The 20,499-nt window shown below is 67.6% G+C and carries 20 protein-coding genes; 5 read left to right on the forward strand and 15 right to left on the reverse strand.

Going from position 1 to position 20,499, the window contains the following annotated elements:
• Positions 1-47: 47 nt before the first annotated feature.
• From JHE00_RS12935 to JHE00_RS12945, 3 genes are read right to left on the reverse strand one after another with little or no spacing between them, the layout of a single operon-like run.
• Positions 48-281, reverse strand: a complete 234-nt coding sequence (locus JHE00_RS12935) for an AMED_5909 family protein (RefSeq protein WP_200318175.1) — start codon at positions 279-281, stop codon at positions 48-50.
• A gap of 4 nt (positions 282-285) precedes the next feature.
• A complete protein-coding gene (locus JHE00_RS12940) occupies positions 286-648 on the reverse strand; it encodes a hypothetical protein (protein WP_230423230.1) in 363 nt (120 codons plus the stop codon).
• Positions 649-653: 5 nt separating this feature from the next.
• A complete protein-coding gene (locus JHE00_RS12945; RefSeq protein ID WP_200318177.1) occupies positions 654-1,130 on the reverse strand; it encodes a hypothetical protein in 477 nt (158 codons plus the stop codon).
• A gap of 164 nt (positions 1,131-1,294) precedes the next feature.
• On the opposite strand from JHE00_RS12945, the gene JHE00_RS12950 reads away from it, so the two are divergent.
• Positions 1,295-2,104, forward strand: coding sequence for a GntR family transcriptional regulator (locus tag JHE00_RS12950; RefSeq protein WP_200318178.1), 810 nt, complete (start codon positions 1,295-1,297; stop codon positions 2,102-2,104).
• Positions 2,105-2,111: 7 nt separating this feature from the next.
• Here JHE00_RS12950 and JHE00_RS36075 read toward each other — a convergent pair whose 3' ends face one another.
• From JHE00_RS36075 to JHE00_RS12995, 9 genes are all read right to left on the reverse strand, one after another.
• Complete coding sequence (locus JHE00_RS36075; protein WP_372440437.1) at positions 2,112-2,837, reverse strand: HNH endonuclease; 726 nt, start codon at positions 2,835-2,837, stop codon at positions 2,112-2,114.
• Between the two features lie 5 nt (positions 2,838-2,842).
• Complete coding sequence (locus JHE00_RS12960) at positions 2,843-4,126, reverse strand: AAA family ATPase (protein ID WP_200318180.1); 1,284 nt, start codon at positions 4,124-4,126, stop codon at positions 2,843-2,845.
• Between the two features lie 551 nt (positions 4,127-4,677).
• On the reverse strand, positions 4,678-6,114 hold the full coding sequence (locus tag JHE00_RS12965) for an MBOAT family O-acyltransferase (protein ID WP_200318181.1): 1,437 nt from the start codon (positions 6,112-6,114) through the stop codon (positions 4,678-4,680).
• Positions 6,115-6,215: 101 nt separating this feature from the next.
• Positions 6,216-7,181: a 23S rRNA (guanosine(2251)-2'-O)-methyltransferase RlmB gene (rlmB, locus tag JHE00_RS12970; protein WP_200318182.1), complete on the reverse strand. Its 966-nt coding sequence runs from the start codon at positions 7,179-7,181 to the stop codon at positions 6,216-6,218.
• A gap of 3 nt (positions 7,182-7,184) precedes the next feature.
• Positions 7,185-8,564, reverse strand: a complete 1,380-nt coding sequence (cysS, locus tag JHE00_RS12975; RefSeq protein WP_200318183.1) for a cysteine--tRNA ligase — start codon at positions 8,562-8,564, stop codon at positions 7,185-7,187.
• 16 nt (positions 8,565-8,580) lie between these two features.
• On the reverse strand, positions 8,581-9,267 hold the full coding sequence (locus JHE00_RS12980; protein ID WP_200318184.1) for an HAD family hydrolase: 687 nt from the start codon (positions 9,265-9,267) through the stop codon (positions 8,581-8,583).
• Between the two features lie 9 nt (positions 9,268-9,276).
• Positions 9,277-9,747 (reverse strand): 2-C-methyl-D-erythritol 2,4-cyclodiphosphate synthase, encoded by a 471-nt coding sequence (gene ispF / locus JHE00_RS12985; RefSeq protein ID WP_200318357.1) that lies wholly within the window; start codon positions 9,745-9,747, stop codon positions 9,277-9,279.
• Between the two features lie 2 nt (positions 9,748-9,749).
• Entirely contained in the window at positions 9,750-10,379 is a 630-nt protein-coding gene (locus JHE00_RS12990; protein WP_200318358.1) for an IspD/TarI family cytidylyltransferase, read from the reverse strand.
• Positions 10,380-10,384: 5 nt separating this feature from the next.
• Positions 10,385-10,876, reverse strand: a complete 492-nt coding sequence (locus tag JHE00_RS12995) for a CarD family transcriptional regulator (protein ID WP_009156479.1) — start codon at positions 10,874-10,876, stop codon at positions 10,385-10,387.
• A 309-nt stretch (positions 10,877-11,185) separates the two neighbouring features.
• Here JHE00_RS12995 and JHE00_RS13000 point away from each other — a divergent pair, with 309 nt between their 5' ends.
• The 4 genes from JHE00_RS13000 (at position 11,186) to JHE00_RS13015 (ending at position 14,612) form a co-directional block, all read left to right on the forward strand.
• Positions 11,186-11,722, forward strand: coding sequence for a copper chaperone PCu(A)C (locus tag JHE00_RS13000; RefSeq protein ID WP_307831915.1), 537 nt, complete (start codon positions 11,186-11,188; stop codon positions 11,720-11,722).
• A 36-nt stretch (positions 11,723-11,758) separates the two neighbouring features.
• A complete protein-coding gene (gene radA / locus JHE00_RS13005; protein ID WP_200318185.1) occupies positions 11,759-13,126 on the forward strand; it encodes a DNA repair protein RadA in 1,368 nt (455 codons plus the stop codon).
• A 130-nt stretch (positions 13,127-13,256) separates the two neighbouring features.
• On the forward strand, positions 13,257-14,339 hold the full coding sequence (locus JHE00_RS13010; RefSeq protein WP_200318186.1) for a WD40/YVTN/BNR-like repeat-containing protein: 1,083 nt from the start codon (positions 13,257-13,259) through the stop codon (positions 14,337-14,339).
• 9 nt (positions 14,340-14,348) lie between these two features.
• On the forward strand, positions 14,349-14,612 hold the full coding sequence (locus tag JHE00_RS13015) for a MoaD/ThiS family protein (protein ID WP_307831916.1): 264 nt from the start codon (positions 14,349-14,351) through the stop codon (positions 14,610-14,612).
• A gap of 229 nt (positions 14,613-14,841) precedes the next feature.
• Here JHE00_RS13015 and otsB read toward each other — a convergent pair whose 3' ends face one another.
• The 3 genes from otsB to JHE00_RS13030 are packed head-to-tail and all read right to left on the reverse strand — an operon-like array spanning position 14,842 to position 20,390.
• Entirely contained in the window at positions 14,842-17,370 is a 2,529-nt protein-coding gene (gene otsB / locus JHE00_RS13020) for a trehalose-phosphatase (protein ID WP_230423239.1), read from the reverse strand.
• Between the two features lie 36 nt (positions 17,371-17,406).
• On the reverse strand, positions 17,407-18,852 hold the full coding sequence (locus JHE00_RS13025; protein WP_200318187.1) for an alpha,alpha-trehalose-phosphate synthase (UDP-forming): 1,446 nt from the start codon (positions 18,850-18,852) through the stop codon (positions 17,407-17,409).
• Positions 18,853-18,875: 23 nt separating this feature from the next.
• Positions 18,876-20,390, reverse strand: coding sequence for a threonine/serine exporter family protein (locus JHE00_RS13030; RefSeq protein WP_200318188.1), 1,515 nt, complete (start codon positions 20,388-20,390; stop codon positions 18,876-18,878).
• Positions 20,391-20,499: the final 109 nt, after the last annotated feature.

Raw genomic sequence — 20,499 nt, forward strand, 5'->3', positions numbered from 1 at the left:
CGCCGCACGACCCACAGGCCGCACGTTCACCCTCTACAGTGGACTAACTACTGTGGTTGCTTGATCTCCTCAGCCTTACGCTTCTCGCGCCCGGACCAGTACAAAGCCTCGTGGTGATGCCCCCGGTCGATCTCTGCGATCCGCGCGTACACGGCAGAGCTGCGCAGGTAGTAGTCACGCCACACGGCCAGCGGTTCGCCGTCGCCGGGGCGCAGACCGGACAGAACCTCGTGTGCCTGCTTCAGCGTCTGCACCTCACGCGCCTTGTCCCACTCGCTCACGTCGTCACCTCCCCCCACGGTGCAGGGAACGGGAGGTGCGAGGGTGAACAGGACGAGTGCCGCCGGTGCTCACCCCCGCGCCGAACCGTCGAGCTTGCTCCGCCCAGTAGTCGGCCTGTTCATCGAAGGACTCAGCCGCCGAGACCATCGCCGCCACGATCCACCAGGACAAAGCGCCCTGCGTCGCGATCGCCCGCCACGCCACAGCGACAGCCTTAGATGCCTCGGCCATGCTCGACGCGGTGTCGATTCCGCGGCTGCGGTCGAGGGCTTCACACGCCGTTCCGTACCGGCGATACGCCTCTTCCCATCCCTTCACGAGCGGTCGGGGAACGACGGCAAGCCCCTTCACGTTGGCCTCGCCCATGGAGATCACGCGGCCTTGGCCGGAGTCTCAGCCCCGCCACCGTTGCCAGCCGACTTGCCCGCTGACCTGCCAGCGCCACCACTGGCCATAGCGGCCTTGAAGGCAGTCGCACGGAAGACGTACGACTGGTACTTGAACTCACCATTGCCCGCGACCTTGGGCTCAGCCGTCAGGCCGTCGAGCTCGATCGGGCGCATACCCGGCAGAGCCTCGTCGGTCGTGGGCACGGGCTGCACGTCGGCCAGGAACGTGAGGACGAACGAGGCACGCTTGGCGTTGGTCTCGCTCGGGTCGGTGACCGTGGCCTTCCACTGCCGCTTGCCCGTGGTCTCGTCCAACTTCTGCTTGGGCTGCTTGCCACGCGCCCGCTCGTCGTTCGACAGGTACTCGTTGTCCGGCGCGACCTCGCCGACCATCACCAACCCCTGCGGGAAGGCGTCATCAAAGTTGATCGGGAACCGGTGACCCCTGTTGATCGCCATCTGTGTTCTGTCTCCTCATTGATCGCCTGTAGGGAGCCCTTCAGCGGGCTTCACGGCCACCCCATCGGAGCAACCTCGTATACGAGGTTAAGCCTCGTATGTGAGGATGTCAACATACGAGGTTCTGTGAGACGATCAGCCCGAACCTGAGGAGGGCGAAAAACATGTCTGAGCTGCTGTTTGGCGAGCACGCGGACTTCCCGAGCGATGACGAACCGCGCTACAAGCAGATCGCCAAGGAGTACCGCCGCCGGATCATCGACGGCGATCTACAGGACGGTGAGAAGCTTCCGAGCGAAGCCCAGCTCTGCGACATCCACAACGTCTCCGCGATCACCGCCCGCGCGGCCATGAAGCTCCTGCGCGAGTGGGGCTTCGCCAACGGCATTCGAGGTAAGGGCGTCTTCGTCCGCCGCCTGGACAAGCTCACTCGCATCGCCCCTCAGCGGTATTTCCGGGGCCAAGAAGTCCGCACCTACGTGCGAGAGGCCGAGGCGTCGGGCGCGAAGCTCGACGTGCAGCACGAGACCATCCGAACCACGGCGCCGGCCGATATCGCCAAGCGACTCGGCATCGCCGAAGGCGATCCCGTGACCTGCACCCGCTACTTCATCCGCATGGGCAACCCAGCCCAACCGGTCACCAGCAGCCAGGCATGGGAGCCCCTCGCCATCACTGGCGGCACCGACATTGAGCTACCCCACGAGGGCGAGCACGCGAACAAGGGCATCGTTGACCGCTTCGGAGCCATCGGCCTGCACGTCAACCAGGTGGAGGAGGTGCTGGATATCCGCACCCCGACGCCCGAGGAAGCCCGCGCCCTCGAAATGCCGCCCACGCGCCCCCTGGTCGAGATCCACCAGACATTCCGCGTCGCCGACCGCCACGGAGCCGAAGACCTCGCAGTCGAAACCGCCGACATCCTATTCCCCGCCGACCGCTACGAACTTCGATACGTTATGGAGATCCACTAAGTCTGCATCAGTACGAACATGCGCGAAGAAGTCGCCGCCAAAGCTTCGGCGAGGCTACACGCAAAGCAACCATTTCGGGTTCCTGGCTACCCTCCCAGTAGCCATACCAGCGTGAAACCGCAACATCGTCTTCACGTACTAGTGTCAAAAGGTCTTCGCGTGCTTGATTTGAACTTGGCGCTGTGGCTGCGCTCCCGATTGCCTTCTTCAGACTTCGACAAACTCTCGCTCTACCCTCTGCTACGCCCTCATGATTTATCGTTGGTAGCACTGAGAGAGTGAACTCTCCGACCGGATCGAATGTGCTCTCCAAATATCGTGGAGATATAAATCCCGTTGCCGTATCCAAAGTAAGATGCGCCCAAGGATCTGTCCGCGACGGGTCGACCAGTAGTGGCTCTCCCGTATCAGCGACCGGGAAATTCGCCCCTTTTTGTCGATTGCACTTTGTGCAAACCCACAAGAAGTTCTTCCAACTAAATACTCGACCGTGATCCCTTGCTATAGGAACGTAGTGGTCGATATCAGAAGCGTAGGAGTCGCTGCAATAGGCGCAACGTTGCCTAGTCCCAGCCATCGCTTCTAGTGCGGAGATTACCTCCTTTGCAGGCTTAGATCTCCTGTAGCGATCCCAGTGCTCGCGGCCCGACTTCGCCGAAGTGACATTCTTTTGACGCGCGAAAAGGTCCTGTCTCGATTCAAATTTAAGCGCAGGGCGATGGAGTCTTCGCATTGGTACTACTCGCCCAAGACCCCGGCAAAGAGATCGAGCTGCTCAAACTCTCGTTTTTCTTCGGGACTTAGGCCAACCTTGCGTTCTTTTGCGACAAGACGCGCGCGGCGTTCGCGGGCCCTTACAGTTCGAGGCGAACGTGTATGCGGCAGGTTAAACGCAGGAGTGAGTAGGATCTCGTCAGGCTTACCTGTAATTATGCGTCGATATTCGTCGTGCGACACCTTGAAAGGTTCACCGCTTCCTGCTGTCGGCATGTGGTATATCCGACCAGCGTCTGCGGCCTGGCAAACCAGAGGGCTATGCGTGGTAACAATAAATTGTATTCGCGGCAAGTGATTCTTGAGCCAGAATCCTATTTCACGCTGCCAAGCTGGATGGAGATGCGCGTCAATTTCATCGATCATGACCACGCCGGGCCGGTCTATGAAAGTGCGCCCATCCTCGTCTCGACTAAGAAGATTCTCGGAACCAAAAACGCTCACCATGTGGCGAAATATGTCGATAAGCATTGCGAGGGCAGATCTATATCCCTCGCTCATGTCGGACAGCGGCATCTTGCGCCCCGCAGAGTCGCGCATCCAGATACCGTCAGAATTCACTGCGTCGATCGCCACACCCTGTCGAAGAAAATTGTCTCCGACTAAGTTTAATAAAGCGTCGAGAATAGTTGCGTCTTCTTTGTTCTGTTCCAGTCGACGATAGTTGAGTGTCTTGACCCATTCTTCACCCTCGGCGAGAGTTGCGTCTTCTTTGAAGAGGGTAGCGTAACGCGGAACTCTTCCCGGAAGCATCATCAAACGTTGAGCATCCGGCGAACTTCCGTACAGCCTTCTAAAAGGGCCATATCCGACCGAAAACCAACCGGGTGTCAGAGACTGCCAGGGCCCGTTGAGGGCGCCTTTCTTTTTATTTCTGAAAATATCTGCCGACGACACATCGAACATCCGGTCACTTCGCCGAATCTCTATCTCAGCCCAGAAGGTGCCCGCGACCGGAAATCCGCCTTTGCGAGTTTTGTCGTGGTCGTGGTCGGGCAGAACTTCAACTGAAATCGTCCCGCTATCGAGCCCGTCCGTGATCCAGCCCGAAAAATCGGGAACGAGGGACGCGGCTTGGTCTGGGCCGAGCAGGGCTAGTGCGATCGCCTTCAGGAAGGCTGTCTTTCCTGCACCGTTTTCACCTGTGATGACAGACCAGCCATCGAATGAATCGTCATCGCCGACGAGGCTCAAATCAGCGTTATCAAAACCTTTGATTCCTGAAAGAACAACACGCCTGATGTACATGCCGGAGTCATATACCTTTCGTGAGTTCTTCCCAGCGCTAGCCGCAACACGGACAGCATACAGCGCGACGTGCAACAGAGCGCCCGGCGAAACGACTGCCCACTGCCGAACTTGGCTCTATGGGATCAAGGCGCGCCGCCTGCGGCGGCGCGCTCCCTGCCCCTCACCTTGGCGGCGGGGCCGGATCCATCGCGGCACACGCCGGGCTCCCGCTCCGCTACGCCCGGCGGGCCGCGCGGCACGGCCGCGCCCAGGTGGGTGCCTGCGCGCCACCGCAGGCGACGAGACAGACCCCCAGCGACCCGAACGCCGGATCGTCCAACGGCCGCCACACCGCGTCAAGGCGGGAGAGCGTGCCTTGACCCGGCGCAGCGGCCGCTGAGCAGGCTGCGTATCGGATCGATGGGGGAGGCGTGGCCGGAGAGCTGCCAGGCCGTCTACAGGCCGTCAGGTGGCGGGCAGGCGTGAGAACTCGCGAGAAAGATCAACAAGCAACGCGCAGGTCAGAAGGTATGCGAACGAGGCGACCCGAGGACCGGGCCACCTGAGCGTCAGAACTGGTAGTAGAGGAACGGGCTGAACGTGCCCGTCGCCACCAGGATCGCCGCGTAGGCGAGGCCGACGGTCATGATGCCGATCCGCAGGGCGGTCGCCGGCTTGCCGCGCGCCGACTCCAGCATCGGCCCCGTCACGGGGCTGGCGGGGAGGAAGAAGATGGCCGCCGCGGCGAGCAGGAGCACGAGTCGCTGATTCGTCAGCGACGCCCCGACGAGGTCGGTGATGCCCTCGAAGTCCGGCACCAGCATGTGGCCCAGCATCGTCAGCGCGTGCGCCATGTCGGGCGAGCGGAACAGCACCCAGCCGAAGACCGCCAGCACGAGCGTCAGCGCCCGCCTCGCGATCCGCGCCCTCGAGTCCTTCGGTGCCTTGTCCCAGCCGAACGCGCGCTCGATGATCAGCAGCGCGCCGTGGTAGATGCCCCACACGACGTACGTCCACGCCGCGCCGTGCCAGAACCCCGTCAGCACGAACACGATGCTCAGGTTCCGGTACGTCTTGCGTTTGCCGCCGCGGTTGCCGCCGAGCGGGATGTAGACGTAGTCGCGGAACCAGCGCGACAGCGACATGTGCCAGCGCCGCCAGAACTCCGTGATCGTCACCGACGAGTAGGGCCTGGCGAAGTTCTCCGGGAGCCGGAAGCCCAGCATCCGGCCAAGGCCGATCGCCATGTCGGAGTAGCCGGAGAAGTCGAAGTACAGCTGCAGCGTGTACCCGATCGCCCCGAGCCACGCGATCGCGAAGGTCATCTCGTCGGCGGGGGTCGCGAAGCACGCGTCGACCATCGGGGCCAGCGAGTCGGCGATCACGGCTTTCTTGACCAGACCGAGCGCGAACCGCGGGAACCCGGCCGCGATGTCGTCGAAGCGGTGCGAACGGTGCTGCGGCAGCTGGTCGGCGATCTCCCGGTACCGCACGATCGGGCCAGCTGCGAGCTGCGGGAACATCGAGATGTACGTCGCGAACGCCACCGGGTTGCGCAGCGCGTGCCGCTCGCCCCGGTAGATGTCGACGACGTAGGAGATGTGGTGGAACGTGAAGAACGAGATCCCGATCGGCAGTGCCAGCGAGACGATGGGGAAATCACCGCCGAAGAGCTCGGCGAACCAGGCGATCTGTTCGGTGGCGAAGCCGGCGTACTTCCACACGAGCAGGATCGACAGGTCGAACGCGACGACGCCGATCAGCAGCCACCGGCGCCTGTTGTTGGAGCGCAGGCCCCATTCGTCGGGCTCGAGCGCGGGCCCCGCCGCGAAATTGACGGCCATGCAGGCGAGCAGCAGGAGCGTGAACGCCCCCGCACCCGTCGCGTAGAACAACAGGCTCGCGACCGCGACGATGCCGTTGCGCCAGCTCCTGGGGCACGCCAGCAGTGCGATGAGCACCGCGGGCATGAAGTACCACAGGAAGAGTGGCGAGACGAACGACATCCGGTGGGCCCCCTGGTCACGGTGCAGCAACGTGACCCTAACGGAGCAAGGGCCCCCGGGTTGGCAAGACCGGCGTCAAGTGGCGGGCGCCATGCGCCCGGCTACACCCGGCCGGTGATCCTCCGCCGCCTCGCTACCTCCGCGAGCAGCACACTCGCGGCCACGGACGCGTTCAGCGACTCGACGCCGGGAGCCATCGGGATCGACACCGTGTAGTCGCAGTTCTCGCGCACCAGGCGGGAGAGGCCCTTGCCCTCGGAGCCCAGCACGATCACCAGCGGGTCGGTGGCCAGATCGAGGTTGTCGATTTCGAGCGACGCGTCGGCGTCCAGTCCGGCGATCATCAGCCCCGCGGAGGCCCACGACTGCAGCTGGCGGGTGAGGTTGGTGGCCATCGCGACGGGCAGCCTGGCGGCCGTGCCCGCGCTGGTGCGCCACGCGACGGCCGTCATGCCGGCGCTGCGCCGCGCGGGCAGCAGGACGCCGTGCGCGCCGAACGCGGCGGCCGAGCGGATCACCGCTCCGAGGTTGCGCGGGTCGGTGACACCGTCGAGCGCGACGATCAGCGGAGCCTCGCCGGAGTCGCGGGCCATCGCCAGCAGGTCGTCAGGGTGGGTGTACTCGAACGGCGGCACCTGCAGGCCGAGACCCTGGTGCATGGCTCCGCCGGTCTTGCGGTCGAGCTCGTCGCGCGGTACCTCGAGGATCGAGATGCCCTTGTCGGCCGCCCGGTGGACGGCGTCCTTGACGCGGTCGTCGGCGTCGATGTTGAGCGCGACGTACAGCGCGGTGGCGGGCACGTTGGCCCGCAGCGCCTCCACCACCGGGTTGCGGCCCGCGATGATCTCCGGGCCCTCGGACTTGTTCTTGGAGTTCGCGCGCTTCTTGTCCGTCCGCGCCGCCGCGGCGGCCTTGCGCTGAGCGGGGTGGCCGTAGCGGTCCTCCGCCCTCGGGGTCGGGCCCTTGCCCTCGAGCCCCTTACGGCGCTGGCCACCCGAGCCGACGACCTGGCCCTTCTTGGTGCCGTCCTTGCGAATCGCGCCACGGCGGTGGGAGTTGCCTGCCATCTCTCAGTCTCTCACTGTCCACAAGGGACCATTGGGGGTGTCTTCCACCGCGATGCCCGCAGCGGTCAGTTGGTCGCGGATGGCGTCGGCCCTCGCGAAGTCCTTGTCGGCGCGCGCCTGCTTGCGCTGGGCCAGCAGGTCGGCGACCAGTGCCGCAAGTGCCTCGTCCTCGGACCCGCCCGTCTCCGTCCACCGCTCCGAGAGCGGGTCGATGCCGAGCACGTCGGTCATCGCCCGCACCGTTTCGGCCAGCTCCAGAGCCTTGGCCGAGTCGGCGGCGTCCAGTGCCGCGTTGCCGTCGCGCACGGTGTTGTGCAGCACCGCGAATGCCTGGGGTGTACCGAGGTCGTCGTCGAGCGCCGCGGCGAACTCGCCGGGAACCCGTCCGATGTGGACCTCGCCCGCGCTGCCCGCGACGCGCCGCAGGAACTGCTCCACCCGGCGGTAGCCCTGCGCCGACTCCGACAGTGCGGCGTCGGAGTACTCGATGGTGGACCGGTAGTGCGGCTGGATCAGGTAGTAGCGGAGCTCGACTGCCCGGTAGCGGCGCAGCATCTCCGGAATGGCGACGACGTTGCCCAGCGACTTCGACATCTTCTCGCCCGAGAGCGTCACCCACGCGTTGTGCAGCCAGAACCGGGCGAACCCGTCGCCCGCCGCGTTGGACTGCGCCCGCTCGTTCTCGTGGTGCGGGAACACCAGGTCGACGCCGCCGCCGTGGATGTCGAACTCCGCGCCGAGGTAGGTCGTGGCCATCGCCGAGCACTCCAGGTGCCAGCCGGGCCTGCCCGGCCCCCACGGGGTCGGCCACGACGGCTCGCCCGGCTTGCTGCCCTTCCACAGGGTGAAGTCCCTGGGGTCGCGCTTGCCCTCGGCCAGGGTCTCGCCCTGCTGGACCTCGTCGACCCGCTGCCCCGACAGGGAGCCGTAGTCGGGGAAGGACGCGACGGAGAAGTACACGTCCCCGCCCTGCGCGTAAGCGTGCCCCTGGTCGATCAGCCGCTGCATCAGCTCGATCATCTGCGTGACGTGCCCGGTCGCGCGCGGCGCGATCGACGGCGGCAGGCAGCCCAGCGCGGTGTAGGCGTCCTCGAACGCGCGCTCGTGGGTCGCCGCCCACTCCCACCACGGCCGGTCGGCGTCGGCGGCCTTGGTGAGGATCTTGTCGTCGATGTCGGTGACGTTGCGCACCATGAGCACGTCCAGTCCATTGTGGACCAGCCAGCGCCTGAGCACGTCGTAGTTCAGTGCGCCCCGGACGTGCCCGATGTGCGGAATGCCCTGGACGGTGGCCCCACAGACATACATGGACGCCGTTCCACTGCGCGCGGGATGGAACTCCCGTACGTCCCTGGTCGCGGTGTCGTATAGATGTAGGACCACGGAGAAATGGTACGTGTCAGAGCGCGGCGTGCTCGCGCAGGGCGGTCAGCAGTCCGTCGGAGCGCCGGACGGTCGGCAGGGGCTCCACCAGCGCGAACGGGCAGCCGAGTGCCTTGGCTCCGCCGTCGGCCCCCTCGTGGTCGCCCACCATCAGGGTGTTCTCCGGTGCCGTGCCCAGCCGATCGAGCAGCAGCCGGAAGATCGCGGCGTCCGGCTTGATGGCGCCCACCTCGAACGACAGCACGAACTCGTCGATGTAGGCGTCGAGGCCCCGTGCGGTGAACGCGGGCCGGATGTCGAAGGCGATGTTGCTGAGCACACCCACGCGCACGCCCTTGTCGGCGAGCGACTTCAGCACCCGCTCGGTGTCGGGGTACGGGGTCCACTCCGATGGGTCGACGAGCCGGTCGTACAGAGCTCTGGCCTGCTCGACGCGCGCGACACCGGACTGCCGCAGCACTTCGAGATACACCTTGTGGTGCAGCTCCGGGTCGAGGTCCCGGTGCTCCCACGCGTGCAGGTGCTCCTCGTCGAAGTCGACGTTCAGGGTCACCGGAGCGGTCATCCGCCGCATGAGCTCCGCCTGCGCCTCCAGATCGAGGGGCTCACCCGCGGAGTCGGTCAGGTCGCTGAGCCAGGTGTCCTTGTGCTCGAGTCGAAAGAGTGTGCCGGAGAAATCGAACATCACCGCCTGAATCGTCACCGCGCCAGACTACCGGTCGACGGGCACGAGCAGAGCGGTCGCGATCGCCGCGACGCCCTCGCCCCGGCCGGTGAGGCCCAGTCCGTCGGTGGTCGTGCCCGCGACGCTGACGTCGCCGCCGACGGCCTCCCCGAGCACGCGCTGGGCCTCGGCCCGACGGGGGCCGATGCGCGGGCGGTTGCCGATGACCTGCACCACCGCGTTGCCGAGGCGGTAGCCGGCCTGCTCGACGAGCCTGCGGGTTTCGGCCAGGAACTCGACGCCGTGGGCGCCCTCCCAGCGCGGATCACCGGTGCCGAACACGGCGCCGAGGTCGCCGAGCCCTGCCGCCGACAGCAGAGCGTCACAGAGTGCGTGCGCTGCGACATCGCCGTCGGAGTGGCCCGCACAGCCGTCGACACCGTCCCACCGCAGTCCGGCGATCCAGCACTCGCGGCCGGCCTCGATGGGGTGGACGTCGGTGCCCTGGCCGATTCTCACTGTCATTTCTCCGAGTTCAGCAGCGCCTCGGCCACGGCGAGATCGAACGACGTGGCGATGCGCATGGCATGGGGGTGGCCCGCGACGGTGTGCACCTGCTCGCCGAGTGGGTCGAGGCCCGTGTCGCGCAGGACCTCGGCGCGAAACGCCTGGGGAGACTGGGTGGAACGCAGCGTCGAGCGGTCGCGGGTACCGCGGATGACGTCGTCGGAGTCCACGAGCTTGATGGTGTCGGTGACCAGCTCGACGGGGACCGCGGAGGGGGCCCCGGAGCGCACTGACTCGATGACCGCGCGAATGGTGGCGGCCGGTGTGAAGGGTCTCGCCGGGTCGTGGACCAGCACGATGTCCGACGGTCTTACCGAGTGGGCCGCGAGCGCCGACCGCACCGATTCGGAACGGCCGGCACCCCCGGCAACAACTCGCACACGTGTATCAGCGACTGATTCGAGCGCAGCCGAGTACACGGTCGTATTCTGCGGCGGGCCTGCCACAATCACCCGGTCCACACATTCCGAGTGCAACAGGCCACGAACGGCATGCGACAACAGGGATTCGCCTTGGAAATTGATCAGCGCCCCGGAAAGGCGATGGTCGTTCTCCGTCAGGGGAACCAGCGCGATGACGTTCAGGGTTGCTAGACCGCCGCGGTTTCCAGAACCTCGTCGAGCAGCACCTCGGCCTTCCCCTCATCGGTGCCCTCGGCGAGTGCTAGCTCACTCACCAGGATCTGTCGCGCCTTGGCCAGCATCCGCTTCTCACCAGCGGAAAGGCCACGGTCCTTCTCACGCCGCCAGAGGTCGCGCACCACTTCGGCCACCTTGTTCACATCGCCGGAGGCGAGCTTCTCGAGGTTGGCCTTGTACCGACGGGACCAGTTCGTGGGCTCATCGGTGTGAGGCGCACGCAGCACGTCGAAAACGCGGTTGAGCCCGTCCTGACCCACGACATCACGCACGCCGACGATCTCGGCGTTGTCAGCGGGAACGCGAACGGTGAGATCTCCCTGCGCGACCTTGAGGACGAGGTATTGCTTTTCCTCGCCCTTGATCACGCGTGTCTCGATCGCTTCGATGAGTGCGGCACCGTGGTGCGGGTAGACGACGGTCTCTCCGACCTTGAAAACCATGTGTCCTCTGCCCCTTTCGCTGAATACAGCTTAGCACGGAGCATCGGGGGCTAACCAGCCACCCGGAGTCGTCCTCGCAGGTCAGTGGCCTGATCAAGGGTCCCTCAGGGGTTGACAAACGCGCAATTCGCGTACTCACGCAGGTGGGCACGGATGCGTTTCCCGTCGGCTGCGAAATCCACTGTGGACGTTTGATCTCGGTGCGCGAGGTGTGTCACACCACGCGAGTGACCACCACGTCGCGCCTCGCATATCGCTCCGGGATAGTGTGCGCGGCAGGGCAAGTCCTTAGCTAGGAGGGACTCGGAAGTGAAACGTCGCATGCTGGGCTCGGTCATCGGTCTCGGTGCCGCGTTGCTCATCGCGGGCTGCGGAGCCGGTCAGATCACCCAGACCGACCGCCAGGTGGCGGCGATCGACGGGGCGTCGGTGGACGTGCGGGACATCGCGATCCGCAACGCCGAGCTCGCCTTCCCCGGGGACGTGCAGCCCCCGGCCTACCTCCAGGGCTCGGACGCCGAGGTGCTCATGAGCATCGTCAACCGCAGCGGCACCAACGACGAGCTGGTCTCGATCGAGTCCGACGAGGCGGCCAACGTCTCGGTGCAGGGCGACCGCGAGGTTCCCGCGGGCACCGCGCTCAACGTTGGACCCACCGAGCCCGGCGCCGGCCGCCAGCTCCACGCCCAGGTCACGCTCGAGGGCCTCACGCGTGAGGTGCGCCCCGGCCAGACCGTCAAGGTGACGCTGACCTTCCGTGACGCCGGTGATGCCTCGGTCGAGCTCCCCATCAAGGCTCCGGCGGAGCCGAGGGTGTCCGAGCACGACGAAGAGGGCGGTCACTGACGCCGCGTTGTCGGTACCGGCGGATACCGTCTGCTCGTGGTCAAGAAAGCAGCCAGTACCTACCGTTGCGCCGAATGCGGTTTCGAGGTCGCGAAGTGGGTCGGCCGGTGCCCGGAATGCCAGGCGTGGGGGACGATCGAGCAGCGTGGTGACACGCGCCCTCCCATTGCCCGCGTGGCGGCCGGAGCGCCCAGTGCTCCGGCGCGGCCCATCTCCGACGTCGACATCGAGACCTCCCGTGCGCGCCAGACGGGCGTCTCCGAACTCGACCGAGTACTCGGCGGCGGGCTCGTGCCCGGTGTTGTCGTTCTGCTCGCGGGCGAGCCGGGGGTCGGCAAGTCGACACTTCTGCTCGAGGTCGCCTACCAGTGGGCCGCCATGGGCACAGGGGCCGCGCTGTACGTCACCGGCGAGGAGTCCGCGGGACAGGTGAGGTTGCGCGCCGAGCGCACCGGCAACGTCCACGGCGACATGTACCTCGCGGCGGAAAGCGATCTCTCGTCGATCCTCGGCCACGTCGACGACGTCAAGCCAGGCCTGCTGATCGTGGACTCCGTGCAGACCATGTCGTCGCCCCAGGTCGAGGGCGCGCCGGGTGGCGTCACGCAGGTGCGTGCGGTCGCGGCGGGGCTCGTGGCGCTGGCCAAGGAGCGCGGACTGCCTGTCGTGCTCGTGGGACACGTCACCAAGGACGGTTCGGTCGCCGGTCCGCGCGTGCTCGAGCACCTGGTCGACGTGGTGCTGCAGTTCGAGGGCGACCGGCACTCGACGTTGCGCTTGGTGCGAGGGGTGAAGAACCGCTTCGGCGCCGCGGACGAGATCGGCTGCTTCGAACTGCGCGACGACGGCATCATCGGCGTTCCCGACCCGTCGGGGCTGTTCCTGAACCGGCACACCGAGGCCGTGCCAGGCACCGCGGTCACCGTGACGGTCGAGGGCAAGCGCCCGTTGTTGTGCGAGGTGCAGGCGCTCGTCGGGCGCTCACACCTCAACCAGCCGAGGCGTGCGGTGAGCGGTCTCGACTCCGCCCGCGTGAGCATGGTGCTCGCCGTGCTGGAGAAGCGGGGCGGCGTGCTGCTCGGCGACAAGGACGTCTACACGGCGACCGTCGGCGGGATGAAGGTCACCGAACCCGCCGTCGATCTGGCCGCGGCGCTCGCGGTGGCGTCGGCGTTCAGTGACGAAGCGCTGTCCCCGCGGCTGGTCGCGATCGGTGAGGTGGGGCTGGCCGGTGAGGTGCGGAGGGTGACCGGTGTCGGCAGGCGGCTCGCGGAGGCGGTGCGGCTGGGCTTCACCCACGCGCTCGTTCCCACGGATCCCGGCCCGCTGCCCGACGGCATCAAGGCGCTGGAGGTCGGAGATCTCGCGAGCGCGGTGCACGCGGTCAAGTACGTGCCTTCCTGAGTTTTTGGCGAAGCGGCCGGGCCGTCCCCCGACGACCTCCCGACCGCTCCGTCGTCCGTGAGACGGATCGGAGTTCTGTCGGTGGTGCGGCGTAGCCTCGATTGTGACTTGATTCACATCGGAGGTAGTCATGGACACCCTGCTCGCGATCGGCACGCGCAAAGGCCTCTGGCTCGCGCGTAGCCAGGACCGGCGCCGCTGGGACGTCTCGGGTCCGCGGTTCCCGATCGCCGACGTGAAGGCGGTCGGGATCGACACCAGGTGCGCGACCCCGCGGTTGTCAGCGGCCGTGCTGAACAGTCACTTCGGCCCCACGGTGGTCACCAGCGACGACCTGGGCGAGACCTGGAGCGAGCCGGACGACGCACCCGTGTCGTTCCCCGAGGACACCGGCGTCGCGCTGGAGGGGGTGTGGCAGTTCGCGTACGGTCCGGAGCCCGACGTCGTCTATCTCGGTGCGGAGCCGACGGCCCTCTTCCGCTCACTGGACGGCGGGCGCACGTACGAACTCGTGCGGGGCCTGTGGGACCACCCGCACCGGGAGCAGTGGACTCCGGGCGGCGGTGGGATGGCGCTGCACACGGTGCTGCCCGATCCGAGGGACGCGCGCCGCGTGAACGTCGCGATGTCGACCGGCGGCGTCTATCGCACCGACGACGCCGGTGAGACCTGGCAGGCGTCGAACAGCGGCATCTTCGCGGACTTCATGCCGGAGGGCCAGCAGTACCCGGAGTTCGGCCAGTGCGTGCACAAGGTGGCCGTCGATGCCACGAACCCGGATCGGCAGTACCTGCAGAACCACGGCGGCGTGTACCGCAGCGGCGACGCGGGGCGCACGTGGGAGTCGATCGCGGAGGGGCTGCCCGCGGACTTCGGGTTTCCCGTGGTGGCGCACCCGACGCGGGCTGACGTGCTCTACGCGTTCCCGCTCGAGTCGTCGATGATGCGGTTCCCGCCGGAGGGCCGGTGCCGCGTCTACCGCAGTGACGACGCGGGCGAGACGTGGACCGGACTGGCGAAGGGGCTTCCCGGCGAGGGCTTCTGGTCCGCGGTGATGCGCGACGCCATGTGCGTCGACGACTCCGACCCCGCGGGCGTGTACTTCGGCTCGCGTTCCGGTGAGGTGTGGGCGAGCGCCGACGACGGCGACACGTGGTCGCTCGTGGCCGCGCATCTTCCCGACGTGTTCTGCGTCCGTGCGGCGGGGGTCTAGGTGGCCTCGGTGGGATTGCCCTCGATGCTGCGCGGGCTCGCGGGCGGGATGTCGCATGTGGACGTGTCGGCGGGGACGCTGGGCGCGGCTCTGGACGTGCTCGCGCAGCGGTATCCGGCACTGGAACGTCGGCTGCGCGACGAGCAGGGCGGCCTGCGGCGGTACGTGAACTTCTATGTGGACGGTGAGGAATGCCGTCGCCTTGACGGTTCCGAGACGCCGCTGCGGCCGCAGTCCGAAGTGGTGATCATCCCGTCGGTGGCGGGCGGCTGACCGAGTTGTTCATGTCGGGGCGGTTATCCACAGGGTGGCGAAATCGCGGTTCTCTGGTGCGGTTCGCTCGGCCATTGTTGGTGGGGTGAGAAGAAGACGAGGGGCCCGATGGCCTGAACCGACCCGGGTGCCGAGGCGCTGCGTGCTGCCGTCCGGTACGGCGAAGGCCACCTCGAATGCGATCAACGCACTCGAGGTGGCCTCCACGGCGGCTACGAGGGCCGCGCGATCACTGGGCCAGCAGGCGGGCGCAGCGGATCAGTCCGATGTGCGAGTACGCCTGCGGGTGGTTGCCCAGCGAGCGCTCCGCGATCGGGTCGTACTGCTCCGGCAGCAGGCCCGTCGGGCCCGCGGCGTCCACCATCTGCTCGAACAGCTCCTGCGCCTGGGTGCGCCTGCCGGTCAGCAGGTAGGCCTCGATCATCCAGGCCGCACACAGGTGGAAGCCGCCCTCGCCGCCGGGAAGCCCGTCGTCGCGGTGGTAGCGGTACACGGTCGAGCCGCTGCGCAGCTCGGCCTCGATGGCCGTCACCGTCGACTGGAAGCGCGGGTCCTGCGGGTCCAGCAGTCCGGAGAGGCCGACGAACAGCGACGCCGCGTCGAGGTCCGTGCCGTCGTAGGCGGTGGTGTACGCCTGCACCTCGTCGTTCCAGCCGTGCTCGAGCACGTCCGATGCGATCTGGTCCCGAAGCTCGTGCCAGCCCGCGGGCACCGGGCGGTCGTAGATCTCGGCGAGCTTGATGGCCCTGTCCAGGGTCACCCAGCACATCACGCGCGAGTACACGCGGTGGCGCGGCACGTGCCGCTCTTCCCAGATGCCGTGGTCGGGCTCGGACCAGCGCCGCTTGACGGCCTCGGCCATTGCGCGCACCATCTGCCAGTCCTCGTCCCGCAGCGCGCCGCGCGCCTCGGCCAGCGTCATGACGAGTTCCACCACCGGCCCGAACACGTCGAGCTGCACCTGGTGGTTCGCCAGGTTGCCGACGCGCACCGGGCGCGAGCCCTTGTAGCCGGGCAGCGAGTCGATCACGGCCTCGGCGCCGAGCTGAGTGCCCGCGAGCGTGTAGAGCGGGTGGAGGCGTTCGGGGCCGGCGAGTGTCGAGAGCACGCCGTGCAGCCAGCGCAGGAAACCGTCGGCCTCGTCGAGGGAGCCCAGCGTCACCAGCTCGCGCACCGTCATGGCGCCGTCGCGGATCCAGCAGTAGCGGTAGTCCCAGTTGCGGACGCCGCCGATCTCCTCCGGCAGCGACGTCGTGGCAGCGGCCATCACGCCACCGCTGTCGGCATCGGCGAGGCCGCGCAGCGTGAGTGCCGAGCGGGCCACGAGCTCGGGCTCCACCGTCGGCAGTTTCAGGGTCGACGCCCACGAGCTCCAGTAGTCGCCCGCCTTGGCGCGCCGCTCCAGCTCGGGAAGGTCGTGCGGGCCGAGGTCGGTCGTGCCGCAGCGCAGTTCGAGCACCACCGCGTTCTCCGGCGTCGGCTGCACCAGCGCCGTGGCGGTGTCGTGCAGACCGTCGCTGGTGATCTCCCACTGCACACCGGGCGCGCGCAGCACGAACGGCTCCGACGTGCCCAGCACGCGAAGGCCGTCCTCTTCCTGCAGCAGCCGCACCGGCACGCCACCGAATTCGGGCCTCGGCGCGAACACGATCGACGCCGCCGCCTCACCCGAGATCACGCGCACGATGTCGGTGCGGTGTGCGGGCGACTCCGGCTCGAGGTAGTCCGTGACCAGCAGCCGCGACCAGCGCGTCTCCACGGTCATCGTGTTGGGCAGGTACCGCTGGCCCAGCGGCAGACCGTTGCGGTGGGGCTTGATCGTGAAGTGGCCCGCGCTCTCGCCTCCGAGCAGGTCGGCGAACACGGCGGGCGCGTCGGGGCCGGGGTGGCAGAGCCAGGTGAGCTTGGCGTCGGGCGTCAGCAGAGCGACGGAGCGCTCGGACGACAGCATCGACAGCCGCTCGATCGGGGGCGACTGCTCGCCGTAGAGCCAGTTCCGGCGCTCCTCGAGCATGAAGGCCAGCACGGTCGCGACCTGCTCGGGGTCCTCGACCCGGTACTGCGCGAGGCTCTCACCGTCGCCCACCTTCACGCCGAGGTCGGGCCCGGCGAGGCGCGCGAACGCCTTCTCGTCGGTCACGTCGTCGCCGATGAACACGGCCGCCGTCGCGCCGACCTGATGGCGCAGGGTGTCGAGCGCGCCGCCCTTGTTGGTCTGGACAACCGCGAGCTCGACCACCTCCTTGCCGTCCGTGGTCGACACACCTTCCCAGGTGCACGGTCCCTTGTGGACGGCATCGAGGATCCGGTGCGCGTCCTCGCGCGAAGCACGGCGGACGTGCACGGCGACGCTCGCGGGCTTGACCTCGAGGGAGGCGCCCTCGACGCCCTCGATCAGCCGTTCCAGCTCGTCCTCGACCTGGCGGTGCAGGCGGCGTGCCTGCGCGTCGAGTTCGTGGACGAAGCCGATGTCGAACTCGGAGCCGTGGCTTCCGACGAGATGAACTTCGGAGGGAAGACGGGACAGGGTGGCGAGGTCACGCAGGGCGCGGCCGGAGATCACCGCCGTGGTGGTCTCGTGGAGGCCGGCGAGCGAACGCAACGCACCGACCGACTCGGGGCGCGGTCGCGCCTCGTCCGGGTTCTCCATGATCGGCGCCAACGTGCCGTCGTAGTCGCAGGCGACCAGCAGGCGCGGCGTCCGGGCGATCTGCATGATCGCGCGCCGCAGCTCAGCGGTCAGGGCCTCGGCGGTCAACACTCCTCCTCAAGGAGCTCGCAGGGGTCTGGGGAGTCAGGCGGCCGTCTCGGACCCGAGGGCTTCGAGGAACGAGCGCGCCCACCTGTCGACGTCGTGGGTCAATACCTGACGACGCAAGGCGCGCATCCTACGCCGACCTTCCGCGGGGTCGAGCGTAATAGCCTGTTCCAGCGCGTTCTTCACCCCGTCCAGGTCATGCGGGTTGACCAGGAACGCGCTGCTCAGCTCGGCCGCGGCGCCCGCGAACTCGGACAGCACGAGCGACCCGCCGAGGTCGTGCCTGCACGCCACGTACTCCTTGCAGACCAGGTTCATGCCGTCACGCAGTGGCGTCACGACCATGACGTCGGCTGCGGAGAAGAACGCGGCGAGTTCCGTCCGGTTGACCGACTGGTGCAAATAGTGCACGACCGGGTGACCGACGCGGGCGAACTCGCCGTTGATGCGACCCACCATCTGCTCGATCTCGCCGCGCATGCGCTGGTAGTGCTCCACGCGCTCGCGGCTGGGCGTGGCGAGCTGGACGAACGTGACGTTCTCCGGCTTGACCCTGCCCTCCTGCAGCAACTCGTGGAAGGCCTGCAGGCGCAGGTCGATTCCCTTGGTGTAGTCGAGCCGGTCGACGCCGAGCAGGATCGTCTCGGGGTTGCCGAGGTCGGCGCGGACCTGGGCCGCGCTGTCGGTGACGGCCTTGGTGCGGGCGAGCGTGTCGAGGCCCGCGGCGTCGATCGAGATGGGGAACGCGCCGACGCGGACGGTGCGGTCGCCGACCTGCACCATGCCCGGTCTCGAACGCACGCCGACCGAGCCCCTGCTCGGCTCGAGGCCGATCAGCTGCCTGGCGAGCCACAGGAAGTTCTGGGCGCCGCCCGGCCGGTGGAAGCCGACCAGGTCGGCGCCGATGAGACCGCGCACGATCTCTGCCCGCCACGGCATCTGCATGAACAGTTCCACCGGCGGGAACGGGATGTGCAGGAAGAAGCCGATCCGCAGGTCCGGCCGCAGCTCGCGGAGCATGCTCGGCACGAGCTGCAGCTGGTAGTCCTGCACCCACACCGTGGCGCCCTCGCCCGCCACCGCCGCGCTGGCCTCGGCGAAGCGGCGGTTGACGCGGACGTAGGCCTCCCACCAGCCGCGATCGAAGATCGGCCTGGCGACCACGTCGTGGTAGAGCGGCCACAGGGTGGCGTTGGAGAAGCCCTCGTAGTAGTCCCGGACGTCGGCGGAGGTGAGGGTCACCGGGTGGAGGACGAGTCCGTCGTCGGTGAACTCGTCCACCTCGACATCCGGGACCCCGGGCCAACCGACCCAGGCGCCCTTGCGGGAGCGCAGGAACGGCTCCAGCGCCGACACGAGCCCACCGGGGCTCTGTGTCCAGCGCTGGGTGCCGTCTTCAGCACGGTCGAGGTCCACCGGTAACCGGTTGGCGACGACCACGAACTCGGCGCGTGCTTCGGACTCCGTAGCTCGAGCGGGCATACGAAAACACTATCGCGATGTGGTCATTCCAGACTGCCGCCAGTGTCCAGTGGACCTGCCATTCGGGGTCCGGCCAGCTTGCGTTCCAGCCTGCCGAGGCCGGTCCGCAGCGGCTGCGCCAGGAACTCGCCCAACACCACGCCCGCGGCCAGTGCCAGCCCGATCGCGACCGCCTCCATCAGCTGGGTAGCCGTACCGAAGTCGGCGAGCTGGGACAGTCCGCGGTACGTCGCGAACCCAGGAAGAAGCGGAGTGATACCGGACACAGCGACGACGAGCGGGGTGACCTTCAGCCTGCGGGCGAGCACACCACCGCCGAGACCGACCAGGGTCGCGGCGATCGACGACGCGATGATCTGGCTGAGGCTGAGCACGGTCAGCGCGCCGTAAGCTCCCACGCCGACCGCTCCGGCGACCGCTGCGACCAGCAGCGGGCGCAGGCTCGAGTACGACGCGAGCGCGAAGCACGCGGCGGCTCCCGAACCGGCGACCACCATGATCGGCAGGTTCACCGGGTTGAACGCGTCGATCGCCGGAATCGGTGTGCGACCGACGCCGAGGCTGCCTGCCAGCCCGATCGCCGCGGCGACGCCGGTGATCAGCCCGGCACTCATCAGTGCCACCTCGAGACTTCGGCCCGCAGCGGTGACGTAGTAGCCGGTGATGGCGTCCTGCACGGCCGACACGGTCGAGAGCCCGGACAGCAACACCGTCAACGCCGCGGCGACGACCAGGGTCGGTCGATCCTCGGGAATGAGGTCCAGGTTGACGAACGCGATCGCCAGCAGGGTCGCGACGAAGCCGCCCGACACCTGCTGGAAGAAGAACGGCAACGTCAGCTTGTTGAGAATCCTGCCGACGCGGTCGACGAGGGCGCTGATCGCGAACGCGACGAGCGCCGCCCAGCCCGATGCGCCGAGCAGGATCGAGATGCAACCGGCCATGCCACCCCAGGCCAGCGTGGAGACCCAGCGCGGGTAGGGGTGTTTGGCGTTGGTGATGCGGTGCAGCTCGGAGTAGCCCTCCTCGGCGCTGAGCTTGTTGCGCAGGAGCCGCTGCACGAGCCGCTCCGTGTCGGAGAGGCGCGTGTAGTCGAGGCTGCGGGCGCGGACGACGCGCACAGCGGTGACCGGCGAGAGGTCGCTGCCTCGATGGCAGCTCACAGTGATGGACGTGAAGATCACGTCCACCTCACACGTCGGGATACCGAGCGCGCGAGTCAGGGCGAGGATCGTCGCCGTGACGTCTGATGCGCCGGCACCGCTGGCCATCTGGACCTCGCCGATCCGGACGACGAGGTCGAGCACGAGGTGCACGGTCGGTTCGTCGGGAAGTTGTGGGCCCATGGTCGCCGGGGGCTCGACCACGGGAAGCTCGCCGGTCGGTGCTTCGAGGATGTGCCACGCACGCTGCCGCAGCGAGCGGCCACGCTGCTGCCGTGGGACGTGCCTCTCTGTCCGCTCCTCGGCCGGAGCTTCCAGGATCTGCCACGCGTGCCGGCGGTTCGGCGCCGTTTTCGCGCGCGGCCGTAGTTTCATCAGCGACCTCCTTACTGGTTCCGCGCGTAGCATCGACCGGCAAGGGCCCGCCGTTGCATGCTGACGGCCGTGGCGTCCGCCACGTTTTTCGTTCACCGTGGCCGGCAAC

The organism is Prauserella cavernicola (assembly GCF_016595675.1).
Taxonomy (GTDB): Bacteria; Actinomycetota; Actinomycetes; order Mycobacteriales; family Pseudonocardiaceae; genus Prauserella_A; species Prauserella_A cavernicola.